This is a genomic window from uncultured Microbacterium sp., assembly GCF_964244775.1.
In the GTDB taxonomy this organism is placed as follows: Bacteria; Actinomycetota; Actinomycetes; order Actinomycetales; family Microbacteriaceae; genus Microbacterium.
Genome location: NZ_CAXTJR010000001.1, coordinates 888,295 through 902,902, shown reverse-complemented (window position 1 = coordinate 902,902; position 14,608 = coordinate 888,295). Strand labels below are relative to the sequence as shown.

Here is a 14,608-nt window from a genome sequence, read left to right as displayed (position 1 = left end):
CGCCTACGCCACGACCCCGCTGTAAGTGAGCAGGCGGAGGCGTTCGCGTTCGAGGAGGAAGGTGGTGGCAGAGCCGTTGCCGAGGCGTTCGCCGTCGGCCGGGAACTCTTCGCGCGTCGCGTGCCGGATCACCTCGCGGATCAGGGCGCCGTGCGTGACGACGACCAGCGACGCGGCGATCGGGGCGGTGTCGCGCCGTGCGTCGGCGCTCACGCGGCGAAGGGCCGCGAGCGCGCGGGTGCGCAGCTGCGGCCTCGTCTCGGCGTCGGGCACCTCGGCGGTGTGCCAGTCGCCCCAGCGGGTGAAGAATTCGTCGGAGCTGATGCCCTCGGCCGCTCCGTAGGCCCGCTCGCGAAGCTCGGCGTACTGCCGCGGCAGCGGCAGGCCCAGCTCGGCGGCGATGATCTGCGCGGTCTCGCGCGCCCTGGACAGGTCGCTGCTGACGATCACCACAGGGCCCTCGAGTTGGACGCCGAGGTCGGCTGCGGCATCCCGTGCCTGCTGCCTGCCCGTGTCGTTCAGGGGGATGTCTGTGGTGCCCTGGATGCGCCGATCGCGATTCCAGTCGGTCTCGCCGTGGCGCACGAGCGTCAGGATGGTCACTGGTCTCCTCGATTCAGCGAGCCGCAGGCAGCGCCGTGGCGAGCGCGCTGAGCACTTCGCTGGCGCCGGCGTCGATCTTCACGGTGGCACGGCTGTCGGCCCTCGTCGCTCCGCGGTTGATGATGACGACCGGGAGGCGGCGCCGGCGAGCACGTTCGACGAGCCGGATGCCGGAGTTGACGACGAGGGATGACCCGGCCACCAGGAGCGCCTGGCTGGTCTGCACGAGCTGCTCGGCTTCGCGGAACTTCTCGGCCGGGATGAACTCGCCGAAGAACACGACATCGGGCTTGAGCATGCCGCCGCAGACCGTGCAGTCGGGAACGAGGAAGTCGACGGCCGTCTCGGGCCGCACGTCGCCGTCGGGGCCGAGGACGACGTTCTCGTCGACGGCGATCCAGGGGTTGGCCGCCTCGACGCGCACCGCGAGGTCGCGCCGGTCGAACACCTGGCCGCAGTGGGTGCAGAAGACGCGCCGCATCGTGCCGTGCAGTTCGACGACGCGGCGGCTGCCCGCGCGCACGTGCAGGCCGTCGACGTTCTGGGTCACCACGCCGGTGGCGATCCCCGATCCCTCGAGTGCGGCGATCGCCTCGTGGCCGGGGTTCGGGCCCGCTGCGGCGAAGGAGCGCCAGCCGAGGTGGCTGCCGACCCAGTATCGCTGGCGGGCGGCATGGCTGCCGAGGAACTGGTCGGCCGTCATCGGCGTGCGGGTGGGGGCGCCTTTGCCGCGATAGTCGGGGATGCCGGAATCGGTCGATACGCCGGCGCCGGTGAGGATCGCGACGCGGCGTCCGGCCAGGGCGTCGATCGCACGGCCGAGCATGGCCGTCGCCTGCGTGTCGAGCTCCGCCAGGATCGTCATGCGATCACCTCCCCGAGCTTCGAGTGTAGGCGGCTCGGTTTTCCGGGATGTTTCGGGCGGCCGGGGCGGGCCTGCAAGACTCGGGGAGGAGGAACGCCATGCCGACCGTGCACATCTCGTCCGAGGACGATCCGAGGCTCGCCGACTATCGGTCGCTGACGGATGTCGCGCTGCGCCGTCTCCTCGAGCCGGACGGCGGCCTCTACATCGCGGAGTCGGCGAAGGTGCTCAGCCGTGCCCTCGAGGCGGGTCACCGACCGCGGTCGGTGCTGGTGCAGGAGAAGTGGCTGCCGGATGTGGAGGCTTTGGGCGGTGTGGCGGCAGAGGTGCCTGTGTACGTCGTGGACGCGGCGATCGCCGAACGGGTGACCGGGTACGCGGTACATCGCGGACTGCTCGCCGCGATGCACCGACCCATTCTGCCGACGGTCGCAGAGGTGCTCGACGGCGCGCGGCGCGTGCTCGTGCTGGAAGACATCATGGATCACACGAACGTGGGCGCGGCCTTCCGCAGCGCCGCCGGCATCGGCGCCGATGCGGTGCTCGTCTCGCCCCGGTGCGCGGATCCGCTGTATCGCCGCAGCGTGCGGGTGAGCATGGGGACGGTGTTCCAGGTGCCGTGGACGCGGCTGCCCGAATGGCGTGAGGCTCGAGGGCAGCTGCACGACGCCGGGTTTCACATCGCCGCCCTCGCGCTGGCCGACGGCGCCATCGCGCTGGATGTGTTCGCCGCAGATCCACCCGACCGCGTCGCGCTGCTGCTCGGGGCGGAGGGCGACGGACTCAGCCGCCGTGCGCTCGAGGCGGCGGATTCGGTGGTCACGATCCCGATGGCCGGCGGGGTGGATTCGCTGAACGTCGCTGCCGCCGGCGCCGTGGCGCTCTGGGCGCTGCGGGAGCAGCACCCGTAGGGCTCTGGGCGCTGCGGGAGCAGCACCCGTAGCGTACTGGGCGCTCAGACCAGCTCGCCCGGCCCGGCCGCAGCATCCCGCCCCGGCGCGAGCGTGATGATGGGCAGCGGCTCGGGTCGCTTCGCGGTGATCCTGTCTCCGGACGACTCATGGCGGAGACGCCGCAGCACCCACGGCATCAGATGCGAGCGCGCCCAGACGATATCGCCCGTGCGGGCCTCGCGCCACGTCGTCGGCGGCAGCGGGTCGGGCTGCATGGGCTGGAGGTCGTTGGGCACGTTCAGCGCCCGCAACACCATCCTGGCGACCTCGTGGTGTCCGAGCGGGTTGTAGTGCAGCCGGTCGACGTCGAAGAAGCGCGGATCCTGCACCTCTTTGAGCGCCCACTGGTCTGCCACGATGCAGTCGTACTTCTCGGCGATCGCCCGGATGTTCTCGTTGTAGATCGCGACTTTGCCGCGGAACAGGCGGAGTGCCGGAGTGAAATTCGTATCGATGCCGGTGAACACCACGATCGTGGCGCCATCGCGGCTCAACCGGACGACGGCGTCTTCGAACAGCGCGGCGATCTCGTCGGGATCGGTGCCGGGGCGGATCACGTCGTTGCCGCCCGCCGAGAACGTGATCAGATCGGGTTTGAGCGCGAGCGCCGGATCGATCTGCTCGGCAGCGATCTGGGCGATCAGCTTTCCGCGCACGGCGAGGTTCGCGTAGGCGAAGTCGGGCACTTGCCGCGACAGCACTTCGGCGACGCGATCGGCCCACCCACGATGCCCGTCGGGGGAGTGGGGTTCGGGATCGCCGATCCCCTCGGTGAACGAGTCCCCGAGCGCTGCATAGCGTCGCCACGGGTGCGGGGAAGGGTTGTCGGGGGGCAGCGCGGCCGGCAGGGAATCGTCTGAAGCGGGCATGTCATCTCCTCCGATCGCGGCCGACTCCGAGCCTACTCGCGCCGTCCGACGGGGGTTGTCCGTACGCCCTGGCCGAGGCCCTCGATGTCGTGGCGCTCGTCTACAGTGGTGAGTCGTCGTGCGCGAGGGGTGCCGACGTCGAGGGGCGGTGATCGCGGTGGACGACCAGCAGACCGCATCACCCGTCGCGGGATTCACCGAGGTCGAGTCGACCGAGCACCTCGGCGGTTTCGCCGCCGAGCACCTGTCGCCCTCGTATCCGCAGCGCGCGCCGTGGGGCACCGCGCAGCGGCTGCGCGCATGGCAGGCCGAAGCCCTCGACCTGTACTTCCGCCTCGACGGGCCGGATGGCGCAGGTTCGGGTCCGCGCGATTTCCTGGCCGCGGCCACCCCCGGCGCCGGCAAGACCACGTTCGCCCTGCGCCTCGCGAGTGAGCTCATGCGCAGGCGCGTGATCGACAGGATCGTGGTGGTCGCGCCGACCGAGCACCTGAAGACTCAGTGGGCGGATGCTGCGGCCCGCGTCTCGATCCGGCTCGACCCTTCCTTCAGCAACCGCCACTCGGCGCCCGCTCGCCACTTCCACGGGGTCGCGATCACTTACGCGCAGGTGGCGGTGAAGTCGTCGGTGCACGAGAGCCTCATCCTCGACAAGCGCACGCTCGTGATCCTCGACGAAGTGCACCACGGCGGCGATGCGCTCAGCTGGGGCGAGGCTCTCCGTGACGCGTTCCGCCGCGCGACCCGCCGCCTGCTCCTGTCGGGCACGCCGTTCCGCAGCGACACCGCGCCCATCCCGTTCGTGGAGTACCACCCCGACGAGCACGGCATCCGGATCTCGCGTACCGACTACAGCTACGGCTACCGTCGCGCCCTCGAAGACGGGGTCGTGCGGCCGGTGATCTTCATGGTCTACGCCGGGCAGATGCGCTGGCGCACCAAGACCGGCGACGAGATGGAGGCCCGGCTCGGGCAGGACAACACGAAAGACATCACGGCGCAGGCGTGGCGCACCGCGCTCGATCCGCAGGGCGACTGGATCCCGGCGGTGCTGCGGTCGGCAGACCGCCGGCTGACCGAGGTGCGGGAGCAGGTTCCGGATGCCGGGGGCCTGGTGATCGCGACCGACCAGACCGCCGCGCGGGCCTACGCCGAGATCCTCCGCGAGGTCACCGGCGAGGCGCCGACCGTCGTCCTGTCGGACGAGGCCGAGTCCTCGGCGCGGATCGACGCGTTCTCCACCGGGACGAGCAGGTGGATGGTCGCCGTCCGCATGGTGTCCGAAGGCGTGGACGTGCCCCGGCTCGCGGTCGGGGTGTATGCGACCTCGGCGTCGACACCGCTGTTCTTCGCCCAGGCGATCGGGCGATTCGTCCGCGCCCGCCGGCGTGGTGAGACCGCCAGCATCTTCCTTCCGAACGTCCCCTCCCTCCTCGCACTCGCGGGCGAGCTCGAGCGCCAGCGCGACCACGCCCTGGATCGCGACGGCGACAGCGACGAGTGGAACGCCGAAGAAGATCTGATGGATGCTGCCGAGCGCGAGGATTCAGCATCCGATGCCCTCACCGAGGAATTCACCTATCAGGCGCTCGGATCGCTCGCCCACTTCGACCGCGTGCTGTTCGACGGCAAGGAGTTCGGTCAGCTCGCCGTGCCCGGCACGCCCGAGGAGGAGGAGTTCCTGGGGCTGCCCGGACTGCTCGAGCCCGAGCACGTCCACGAGCTCCTGCTGCAACGGCAGGCGCGCCAGGGGCGGCATCGGAGCGTGCGCGAGGCCGCGGAGGGGAATGGGCCGGGGCAGGTCGCGCCCGCGCTTCCCGCGGCGCTGCATCGCACGCTCAAAGAGCAGCGGCAGCTGCTCAACAGCCTCGTCGGGCTCTACGCTCGTCAGACCGGAGATTCGCACGGGGCGGTGCACACCGAGCTGCGCCGCATGTGCGGGGGGCCTGCCGTCGCTCAGGCCACCGTCGCCCAGCTGCAGGCGAGGATCGACGTGCTGCGCTCGCGGATCCGCTCTTGAGCCATTCGCTGTGGAGCGCCGCTTCGGACCCCCGAAATGCTGGCAATGCCCGCCGTGGTGCAACCGGGCGCGCGACCGCTGGCTAGCGTTGAAGGGTTCTGTTCCACCGCCTGGAGGCCACTGTGAGCGCGCCTGCCCTTCCTACCGCCCACGACAGGAAGCGCTGGGCGCGCTACCTCGTCACGGAGCGCGCCGAGGCGACCGTGTACCGTCAGCTCGCCGCGCGGCGCGACGGCGAGGAGCGCGAGATCCTGCTCGCGCTCGCCGATGCCGAGGGCCGGCATGAGGAGCATTGGCTGACCCTCCTCGGTGGCGAGCCGGCCAAGGCCCCGCGCCCCGATGCGGGCACCGTGGTGCTGGCGTGGATGGCCAAGCGGTTCGGCTCGATCTTCGTCCTCGCGCTCGCGCAGAACGCGGAGGGTCGGTCGCCGTACGAAAGCGAGCCGTTCGCGACGCCGAGAATGGCCGCAGACGAGAGGATCCACCACGAGGTGGTCCGCGGGCTTGCAGCGCGCGGGCGACGACGTCTGTCCGGCACCTTCCGCGCGGCGGTGTTCGGCGCGAACGACGGGCTCGTCTCGAACCTTGCGCTGATCCTCGGGATCGGGGCGACCGGCGCGCCGCCGCAGTTCGTGCTGTTCAGCGGGATCGCGGGTCTGCTGGCCGGCGCCCTCTCGATGGGGGCGGGCGAGTTCGTCTCGGTGCGATCGCAGCGCGAGCTGCTCGAGGCGACCGAACCGAACAATTTCGCCGACACCGCGCTTCCGTTCCTCGACCTCGATGCCAACGAGCTCGCGCTCGTCTACCGCACCCGCGGCCTGTCGGAGGACGAGGCGCTCGATACCGCGCGGCGCATCATCGCCGAAGCGCACGCGGCAGACCAGAGCGTCCCGTACCAGCGACCCGTCGAGGTCGGCGACGATCACGAGGTGGTGGGCGGAGCGTGGGGCGCCGCGATCTCGAGCTTCCTCTTCTTCGCATCCGGCGCGATCATCCCCGTCCTGCCCTGGCTGTTCGGCCTCTCAGGTCTACCCGCCGTGCTGACGGCGCTGCTGCTCGTCGGCATCGCACTGATGTCGACGGGAGCGATGGTCGGGCTGCTCTCGGGCGGTCCGCCCCTGCGCCGTGCGCTCCGGCAGTTGCTCATCGGATACGGCGCGGCCGCGATCACCTACGTCCTCGGGCTGCTGTTCGGGGTGTCGATGGGATGATCCGCCCGCGCCTGGGCGCCCGGCCCGATTCGGGCGGCGTCGGCGGACGTGATAATGTCGATCTTCGGTTGGAGACAACCTCACCCATGCGCGGGTGGCGGAATAGGTAGACGCGCTAGCTTGAGGTGCTAGTGCCCGAAAGGGCGTGGGGGTTCAAGTCCCCCCTCGCGCACGAACGAAAAGGGCCCCGATGAGGGGCCTTTTTTCTCGTATCCGTGACGCTTCGTGACACGGGGCTGCAACGCCGGGCCGGTAGGTTTGTCGGCATGCCTTCGCCCGACGAGTCCCTCCCCGAAGTGGTGCGCATCGCGCGGGATCTGATCCGGTTCGATACGACCAACTACGGCGGTGGGCGCGCCAACAGCGAGCGCGCGGCGGCCGAGTACGTGGGGGAGTACCTCACCGCACTGGGGCTGCAGCCGGAGTACTACGAGGCGGTCGAAGGTCGCACGAATGTGATGGCGCGCGTCAAGGGGCGCGATGCGGACAAGCCCGCGCTCGTGCTGCACGGTCACCTCGATGTGGTCCCTGCTGTCGCCGCCGACTGGAGCGTCGACCCGTTCGCCGGCGAGATTCGCGACGGGATGCTGTGGGGCCGCGGTGCCGTGGACATGAAGAACATGAACGCGATGATCCTCACCTCGGTCGCCGACATCCTCCGAGCCGGCGAGCTGCCCGAGCGCGACCTCGTCCTGGTCTTCTTCGCCGACGAGGAGAACGGCGGCGTCGAGGGATCCACGCTCGTGGTCGCTGAGCGCCCCGACTGGTTCGCCGGGGCGACCGAGGCGATCAGCGAGGTCGGCGGCTACTCGATCACCGTCGGCGACCGCAGCGCGTATCTGCTGCAGGTCGGCGAGAAGGCCCTCATCTGGATCCGCCTCGTCGCCCGTGGCCGCGCCGGGCACGGCAGTCGCTTCCATCCCGACAATGCGGTGACCCGCCTCGCGGAGGCGGTCGTGGCGATCGGGCGTACGCAATGGCCGGTCCGGCTCACCGCGACGACCCAGCAGCTCCTGGACGCCCTCGCCGGTCTCACCGGCGCAGAGGGAGCAGAGCCCGACGTTCTCGCGGATGCGACGGGCGCAGCATCCGCCTTCATCCGTTCGACCCTGCGGACCACGACCAACCCCACCGTGCTCGCCGCGGGCTACAAGCACAACGTGATCCCCGATCGGGCCGAGGCGCTCATCGACGTCCGTGTGCTGCCGGGTACGGAGGACGCCGCGCTCGCCGACATCCAGCGGATCGTGGGCGATGACGTCTCGATCGAGATCGTGGTCCGCGACGTCGGCCTGGAGGTGCCGTTCGAAGGCGATCTGGTCGACGCGATGGTCGCGGCCCTCGGCCGTCACGATCCCGGCGTGCCGGTGATCCCGTATCTGCTCGGCGCGGGCACCGACAACAAGGCGCTCTCCCGCCTCGGCATCGCGGGCTACGGCTTCGCCCCGCTGCGGCTTCCGGCCGACCTCGATTTCACCGGTATGTTCCACGGTGTCGACGAGCGTGTGCCGATCGACTCACTCGTCTTCGGGCAGCGCGTGCTGACCGACCTCATCCGCACGTACTGAGAGGCACGCATGCACTTCCTCGAGGCGATCATCATGGGGCTCGTCCAGGGACTCACCGAGTTCCTGCCGGTCTCCTCCAGCGCGCACCTGCGCATCCTGGGTGTGTTCCTTCCCGGCGCCCAAGACCCCGGGGCGGCCTTCACCGCGATCACTCAGATCGGCACGGAGGCGGCCGTCGTGCTGTTCTTCTGGCGCGACATCGTGCGGATCATCGCGCAGTGGTTCCGGGCACTGTTCGGCCGCATCCCGCGCGACGATCCGGATGCGCGGATGGGCTGGCTCATCATCATCGGCAGCATCCCGATCGTGGTGCTCGGGGTCGTGTTCCAGAACCAGATCGAGACGGTCTTCCGCTCGCTGTGGCTGGTCGCCGGGATGCTGATCCTGTTCGGCGTGCTGCTGGGGATCGCCGACGCCGTGGGCGCGCAGAAGCGCAAGATCGGCGACATCACCTACCCGAAGGGCATCATCTTCGGCTTCGCGCAGGCGCTCGCGCTCATCCCCGGCGTCTCACGCTCGGGCGGCACGATCACCGCCGGACTGTTCATGGGGTTCGAGCGCGCCGCTGCGGCCCGCTACGCGTTCCTGCTCGCGATCCCCGCCGTGTTCGGATCCGGCTTCTACCAGCTGTTCAAGAGCAGGGACGAGCCCGGCTTCTTCACGCTGGGCGAGACGGCCGTCGCGACCGTCGTCGCGTTCGTGGTCGCGCTCGGTGTGATCGCGTTCTTCATGCGGTACATCTCCCGGCACAGCTTCCTGCCGTTCGTGATCTACCGCGTGGCGCTGGGGAGCACAGTGCTCGTACTGCTGGCACTGGGCATCATTCCGGCCAACTGAGACGGGGGCGACGCTGCCGGGATGCTGCTACCGGCGCGGGTCGTCGCGCCCCGGCTTGGTCGGCCCGTCGCCGCCGCGCCGCAGATACCGCTCGAACTCCTGCGCGATCGCGTCGCCCGATGCCTCGGGCGAGTCCCACGTGTCGCGGGTGCGCTCGAGTTGCCGGATGTACTCGGTCATCTCCTCGTCGTCGGCCGCGGCCGCGTCGATGGACGCCTCCCAGGCCACCGATTCGCTCGCGAGGTCGCCGCGCGGGATCTGGGCGCCGGTGAGGTCTTCGAGCCGATCCAGGAGCGCGAGGGTGGCCTTGGGCGACGGGGTGTGGCCGGCGACGTAGTGCGGAACGCTCGCCCACAGGGTTGCCGAGGGGATGCCGGCGGTCTCGGCCGCGTGAGTGAGCACGCTGAGAATGCCCACCGGGCCCTCGTAGGTGCTCCGCTCCAGATCGAGCGACGAGCGGACCTGCTCGTTGTCGCTGCCGGCGAAGATCGAGATCGGTCGGGTGTGCGGGACGTCCGACATCATCGAGCCGAGCCCGATGAATCCCGTGATGTCTTCCCTCAGCGCGACGTCCACGAATTCGCTCGCGAACGCCTGCCATGCCCGCGCCGGCTCCACACCGGTCAACAGCCACACCTGCGTGCCGCGCAGCGCCTTCGTGGGGCGCAGCAGCGTGGCCTCGGGCCACCGCAGCGTGCGCGCGCCATCGGCATCGCTGGTCATCTGCGGCCGCGTGTACTGATAGTCGAAGTAGAGCTCCGGATCCACGGCGAAGACCGGCTCGTACGAGCCCTCCTCGCGCAGCAGCGAGATCGCGGCCGATGCGGCTTCGCCGGCATCGTTCCACCCATCGAACGCCGCGACCAGCACCCTTCGACCCAGTCCGTCCACGCGACCTCCTCCGTTCGGTGCCTCCAAGGATAGGCGCAGGCGCCGGATCCGGGGCCGTAGCATTGCCCGGTGAGCAACCCGACCGTACCGGCCGCCGTCCTGTGGGACATGGACGGCACCCTCGTCGACACCGAGCCGTATTGGATGGCCGCCGAGACACCGCTGATCGAGAGCTTCGGCGGCACCTGGTCGCACGAGCAGGCACTCCAGCTGGTCGGCATGGGCCTGGAGGACTCCGCGCGCATCCTCCAGGACGCGGGTGTCCGGATGCCGGTGCATGAGATCGTCGACCACCTGACGAGCGAGGTCATGGGCCGGCTGGCTGTCGACGGCATCCCGTTCCGCCCGGGTGCGCGCGAGCTGCTCGAAGAGCTGCGCACGGCCGGGATCAAGACGGCCCTGGTCACGATGTCGATGCGCCGGATGGCGCAGACCGTGATCGAGCTCATCGACTTCGACGCGTTCGACGTCGTGGTCGCCGGCGACGACGTGACCCGGCCCAAGCCCTTCCCGGACCCGTACCTTCAGGCGTGCGCGCAGCTGGGCGTCGATGCCGCCGACAGCGTCGCGATCGAGGATTCGCCCAACGGCCTGCGCTCGGCCCTCGCGTCCGGCGCATCCTCGATCGGCGTGCCGCTCATGGTGTCGCTGGCAGGCGTCGGCGCGCACGCGATCTGGCCGACGCTCGAGGGGCGCACCGTCACCGACGTCGTCGAGTTCCACACCGCCCGCACCCGCCGAGGAGCAACCGCATGACCGCCGACCTGCTGCGACCGAGCGGACCGTTCCGGGTGGGCGACCGCGTGCAGCTGACCGGGCCGAAGGCCCGGCTTCACACCATCACGCTCCGCGACGGCGGTGAGCTGCACACGCATCACGGCGTGCTGAAACACGAAGCCCTGATCGGCCAGCCCGACGGCTCGGTCGCGACAAACAGCGCGGGGCACGAATACCTGGCGCTGCGGCCGCTGCTGCGCGACTTCGTGATGTCGATGCCCCGTGGTGCGGCCATCGTCTACCCGAAGGACGCCGCGCAGATCCTGTCCGAGGCCGACATCTTCCCCGGGGCTGTCGTGGTCGAAGCGGGAGTCGGGTCGGGCGCGCTGTCGCTCTGGCTGCTGCGCACGATCGGCGCGACCGGGCGGCTCACCTCATTCGAGCGGCGCCCGGAGTTCGCGGAGGTGGCTGCGGCGAACGTCGAGACCTTCCTGGGCTCCCCGCCCGAGAACTGGGATGTCGTGGTCGCCGACCTGGCGACGGAGCTGCCCGCCACGGTGGCTCCGGCATCCGTCGACCGCGTCGTGCTCGACATGCTGGCGCCGTGGGAGTGCATCGACGTCGTGGCCGATGCGCTCGCGCCCGGGGGAGTGGTGCTCTGCTACGTCGCCACCGCCACCCAGCTCAGCCGGGTCGCCGAGTACCTGCGCGGCACCGGGCTCTTCACCGAGCCCACCGCGAACGAGACGATGGTGCGCGGCTGGCACGTCGAGGGGCTCGCCGTACGGCCCGATCACCGCATGGTGGCGCACACCGGTTTCCTGATCTCGGCCCGGCGCCTCGCACCGGGGGCGATCCCGCCCGAGGTCAAGCGTCGCGCGTCGAAGTCGAGCTACGGCGACGAAGACGTCGAACTGTGGACGCCCGGGGCGGTGGGCGACCGCGAGATCACCGACCGCAACCTCCGCAAGCGCGTGCGCGAGGCCCAGCGCGCGGCCGATGGCGCTCGCCTGGCGGGTTCGGATGGGCCCGAGGCGAACGCCTAGACTAATCCGGTGCGCAAGATCCCTGCTGTCGTCGCGGCCCTCGGCCTGGCCGCGCTCGCCCTGGCCGGATGCTCCGCGTCGGGCTCGGCATCCGGTTCGGCCTCGTGTCCTCGGCCGAGTGTGTCGGCCTCGCCCACACTGGATGGCGTCACCGTCGCCGGAGACACCGATGCTGCCCCCGTGGTCACGCTGCCCACCCCGTTCCACCTGGATGCAACGGCATCCGAAGATGTCGTCGCAGGCGACGGCACCGCCATCACCGACAGCGAACAGCTCGTCGTGCTCGACATCAGCCTGTCCAGCGGTGCGACGGGCAAGAAGCTCATCGCCACGCCCTATGACGGCGATCTGTCGCGCGTGTTCCCCCTCTCGCGCTGGGTGGAGACCTTCCCCGGCTTCGCGGACGCTCTGCACTGCGCGACCGTGGGCTCCCGTGTCGTCGTGGGACTCGCGCCGGGCGACATCCAGGAGCAGACGATGGCGAGCCTCGGTCTGAAAGACGGCGACTCCGCGATCGCGGTCGTCGATGTCCGGAAGGCCTTCCTGACCAAGGCCGACGGCGCGAACCAGTACAACGACGCGCTCGGGATGCCCACCGTCGTGCGCGCACCCGACGGCCGGCCCGGCATCATCGTGCCGGATGCGACGCCGCCCAGCGACCTCGTCGTCCAGACCATCAAGAAGGGCGACGGGCCGGAAGTCACCGGCGATGTGCCGGTGCGGATCGCCTATACGGGCGTCACGTGGGAGAACCGCAAGGTCTTCGACACGACGTGGGGCAGTGAGCCGCCGTCGACCACGCTCACCACGCTCGTCCCCGGCCTCGCCGAGGGTCTGAAGGGTCAGACAGTCGGTTCGCAGGTGCTCGTCGTCGTGCCGCCCGACCAGGGCTACGGCGCGACGCAGAAGGGCAGCGTCCCGGCGAATTCGACGCTCGTCTACGTCGTCGACATCCTCGGGCTCGATCAGGCCCCGGCCAACTAGCCCCAGACGGAGCCGGACAGTGCCCGCGAACGCGCCAGCGAAGAACCCTCCCGAGGAGCGGCTGGTCAACCTCGTCGTCGCGCTGATGGCCACCGAGCAGGGACTCACCAAGGACACGATCCTCACGTCCGTCGCCGGCTACCGCGAGCAGTCCGAGGCCGGCGCCTCGAAGGACGCGCTGGAGAAGATGTTCGAGCGCGACAAGGAGAGCCTCCGCGGACTCGGCGTGCCGATCGAGACGATCGGCGACTGGGCAGACCCCGACGACCTCCGCGAGGCGCGCTATCGCGTGCCCACCGCCGAGTACGAGCTCCCGGAGGACATCGTCTTCACGCCCGCCGAGATCGCCCTCTTGACCCTCGCCGGCGGCGTGTGGAGTCAGAGTTCGATGTCGGTCGATGCCCGGAGCGGGCTGCGCAAGATCCGCGCACTGGGCATCACTGTGGACGAGCCGATCATCGGCTACTCGCCGAAGATCAGCGTGCGCGAGCCGGCCTTCCCCGCGCTGCAGCAGGCGATCGAGCAGGCGCGCATCGTCGCCTTCCGCTATCTCAAGCCCGGCGATCATGCGCCGCGACTGCGCCGCTTCCAGCCGCTCGCGCTCGTGGAGTGGGAAGCCAGGTGGCACGTATACGGCATCGACATGGATGCTGCGGCCGACCGCACCTTCCTGCTGTCGCGTGTCGTCGGAGACGTGGAGATCACGAAGCAGTCGTTTGATCGATCGGCTCTCGAACACGCCGGTGACCGCGCGCTCGCAGGGCTGCAGCGCGTCGCCGAGCGGCAGCGCGCGCTCTTGGAGATCGACCCGGGGACCGAGGCGTCGCTGCGTCTCGGGCGTCGGGGGACACCCGCCGAACAGGGCATCCACGTGCCCTACGTCGACGTCCACGTCTTCGCCGACGAGCTCGCGTCGTATGGCCCCGAAGTGCGGGTGGTGGAGCCCCTCGAGCTGCGCTCCGAGGTGATCGCCCGCCTTACGGCGGCCCTGGGTCTGAACGGGGAACGATCATGAGCGCCCGCAAGCCCCTCGTCGCCACGGATCGGGCGGCGCTCATGCTCCAGCTCGTGCCCTACCTGATCGGCAAGGGCGAAGTGTCGATCGCCGAGGCCGCCGACGAATTCGACGTGACGCCCGAGCAGATGCGGTCGATGGTCGAGAAGCTCACGGTGATCGGGCTTCCCGGAGACGGCGGGTTCTGGCAGATGTCGAACGAGCTGTTCGACATCGACTGGGACCTCCTGGAGGAGCGCGATCTCATCGTGATCACGAACACGGTGGGGCTGGAGCGCTCGCCCAAGCTCACCGCGCGCGAGGCGGCCGCGCTCCTCGCCGGCCTCCAGCTCGCCCGCACCCTTCCCGGCTTCGGCGACAACGACCTGATCACCGGCCTGCTCGCCAAGCTCTCCCGCGGTGCGTCCGGCACACCCGTCGAGGTCATCGTCGCCTCCGGCCCCGTGGATGCTGTGCGCGACGCGGTCGCGGCGGCCCTGCGCGAGGGGGTGGCCGTCTCGTTCACCTACAAGGCGCCGGACGCTCCGCCCACCACCCGCACCGTCGACCCGGTGAAGGTGCACATCGCCAACGGCCAGTGGTACCTGCAGGGATGGTGCCACCTCCGCGAGGCGATGCGGACATTCCATCTCGACCGGGTCAGCGGGCTCGAGCTCACCGACATCCCGGTCGCGCACGGTCAGGAGCCGGTGCCCGCCCTGTTCGCGCCGGGGGAGGATGACATCGTCGCGCGCATCCGTTTCCCTGCGTCGGTCGCGCCGCTCCTGGGCGACTACCTCGACCGTGCAGACGTGCGCACCGAGGGCGAACTGTCGGTCGCGACCATGCGCGTCGCCGACGAGCACACGCTGCGGCGGCTGGCGGTGCGCCGCGGGGGCGACGTCGAGATCCTCGAGCCCGACGACGCCCGGCGCGCTGCCGCAGCCTGGGCGGAAGCGGGCCTCGCGCAGTATCGCTGACAGGCGCGGGCTCGGCGAATCCTCGGTATCCGCCATGGATGCTGCGTCTTCCGTCCGTTCCGCGGGCAGC

General features: G+C 70.2%; 14 protein-coding genes and 1 tRNA gene. 11 read left to right on the top strand and 4 right to left on the bottom strand.

What is annotated here, in order from left to right; translation table 11 throughout:
* Positions 1–3 precede the first annotated feature (3 nt).
* Together ACFE6Z_RS04355 and ACFE6Z_RS04350 are read right to left on the bottom strand one after the other, a co-directional pair.
* A complete protein-coding gene (locus tag ACFE6Z_RS04355; RefSeq protein ID WP_375384439.1) occupies positions 4–603 on the bottom strand; it encodes a histidine phosphatase family protein in 600 nt (199 codons plus the stop codon).
* A gap of 13 nt (positions 604–616) precedes the next feature.
* Positions 617–1,468, bottom strand: coding sequence for a Sir2 family NAD-dependent protein deacetylase (locus tag ACFE6Z_RS04350; protein WP_375384438.1), 852 nt, complete (start codon positions 1,466–1,468; stop codon positions 617–619).
* Between the two features lie 98 nt (positions 1,469–1,566).
* On the opposite strand from ACFE6Z_RS04350, the gene ACFE6Z_RS04345 reads away from it, so the two are divergent.
* On the top strand, positions 1,567–2,379 hold the full coding sequence (locus tag ACFE6Z_RS04345) for a TrmH family RNA methyltransferase (protein ID WP_375384437.1): 813 nt from the start codon (positions 1,567–1,569) through the stop codon (positions 2,377–2,379).
* Positions 2,380–2,423: 44 nt separating this feature from the next.
* Here ACFE6Z_RS04345 and ACFE6Z_RS04340 read toward each other — a convergent pair whose 3' ends face one another.
* Positions 2,424–3,290 (bottom strand): SGNH/GDSL hydrolase family protein, encoded by an 867-nt coding sequence (locus ACFE6Z_RS04340; RefSeq protein ID WP_375384436.1) that lies wholly within the window; start codon positions 3,288–3,290, stop codon positions 2,424–2,426.
* A 157-nt stretch (positions 3,291–3,447) separates the two neighbouring features.
* On the opposite strand from ACFE6Z_RS04340, the gene ACFE6Z_RS04335 reads away from it, so the two are divergent.
* The 5 genes from ACFE6Z_RS04335 to ACFE6Z_RS04315 all read left to right on the top strand — a co-directional run bounded on the left by ACFE6Z_RS04335 (position 3,448) and on the right by ACFE6Z_RS04315 (position 8,926).
* On the top strand, positions 3,448–5,310 hold the full coding sequence (locus ACFE6Z_RS04335; protein WP_375384654.1) for a DEAD/DEAH box helicase: 1,863 nt from the start codon (positions 3,448–3,450) through the stop codon (positions 5,308–5,310).
* 122 nt (positions 5,311–5,432) lie between these two features.
* The gene (locus ACFE6Z_RS04330; RefSeq protein WP_375384435.1) at positions 5,433–6,521 is read left to right on the top strand and encodes a VIT1/CCC1 transporter family protein; all 1,089 of its coding nucleotides are present in this window, start codon (positions 5,433–5,435) and stop codon (positions 6,519–6,521) included.
* 88 nt (positions 6,522–6,609) lie between these two features.
* Positions 6,610–6,693: transfer RNA gene (locus ACFE6Z_RS04325), tRNA-Leu, on the top strand.
* A 94-nt stretch (positions 6,694–6,787) separates the two neighbouring features.
* Complete coding sequence (locus ACFE6Z_RS04320; RefSeq protein WP_375384434.1) at positions 6,788–8,089, top strand: M20/M25/M40 family metallo-hydrolase; 1,302 nt, start codon at positions 6,788–6,790, stop codon at positions 8,087–8,089.
* Positions 8,090–8,098: 9 nt separating this feature from the next.
* Complete coding sequence (locus ACFE6Z_RS04315) at positions 8,099–8,926, top strand: undecaprenyl-diphosphate phosphatase (RefSeq protein ID WP_375384433.1); 828 nt, start codon at positions 8,099–8,101, stop codon at positions 8,924–8,926.
* 27 nt (positions 8,927–8,953) lie between these two features.
* Here the strand turns inward: ACFE6Z_RS04315 and ACFE6Z_RS04310 are convergent, their stop codons facing one another.
* Positions 8,954–9,817, bottom strand: coding sequence for a PAC2 family protein (locus tag ACFE6Z_RS04310; protein WP_375384432.1), 864 nt, complete (start codon positions 9,815–9,817; stop codon positions 8,954–8,956).
* Between the two features lie 69 nt (positions 9,818–9,886).
* On the opposite strand from ACFE6Z_RS04310, the gene ACFE6Z_RS04305 reads away from it, so the two are divergent.
* Genes ACFE6Z_RS04305 through ACFE6Z_RS04285 form a run of 5 tightly spaced genes read left to right on the top strand, consistent with a single transcriptional unit; the run spans position 9,887 to position 14,538 of the window.
* Complete coding sequence (locus tag ACFE6Z_RS04305) at positions 9,887–10,573, top strand: HAD family hydrolase (protein ID WP_375384431.1); 687 nt, start codon at positions 9,887–9,889, stop codon at positions 10,571–10,573.
* The gene (locus ACFE6Z_RS04300; protein ID WP_375384430.1) at positions 10,570–11,580 is read left to right on the top strand and encodes a tRNA (adenine-N1)-methyltransferase; all 1,011 of its coding nucleotides are present in this window, start codon (positions 10,570–10,572) and stop codon (positions 11,578–11,580) included. The genes ACFE6Z_RS04305 and ACFE6Z_RS04300 overlap by 4 nt, the downstream gene beginning before the upstream one ends.
* Positions 11,581–11,589: 9 nt before the next feature.
* Positions 11,590–12,564: an FKBP-type peptidyl-prolyl cis-trans isomerase gene (locus ACFE6Z_RS04295; RefSeq protein ID WP_375384429.1), complete on the top strand. Its 975-nt coding sequence runs from the start codon at positions 11,590–11,592 to the stop codon at positions 12,562–12,564.
* 19 nt (positions 12,565–12,583) lie between these two features.
* The gene (locus tag ACFE6Z_RS04290; RefSeq protein WP_375384428.1) at positions 12,584–13,579 is read left to right on the top strand and encodes a helix-turn-helix transcriptional regulator; all 996 of its coding nucleotides are present in this window, start codon (positions 12,584–12,586) and stop codon (positions 13,577–13,579) included.
* The gene (locus ACFE6Z_RS04285) at positions 13,576–14,538 is read left to right on the top strand and encodes a helix-turn-helix transcriptional regulator (RefSeq protein ID WP_375384427.1); all 963 of its coding nucleotides are present in this window, start codon (positions 13,576–13,578) and stop codon (positions 14,536–14,538) included. The genes ACFE6Z_RS04290 and ACFE6Z_RS04285 overlap by 4 nt, the downstream gene beginning before the upstream one ends.
* The last annotated feature ends 70 nt before the right edge of the window (positions 14,539–14,608 follow it).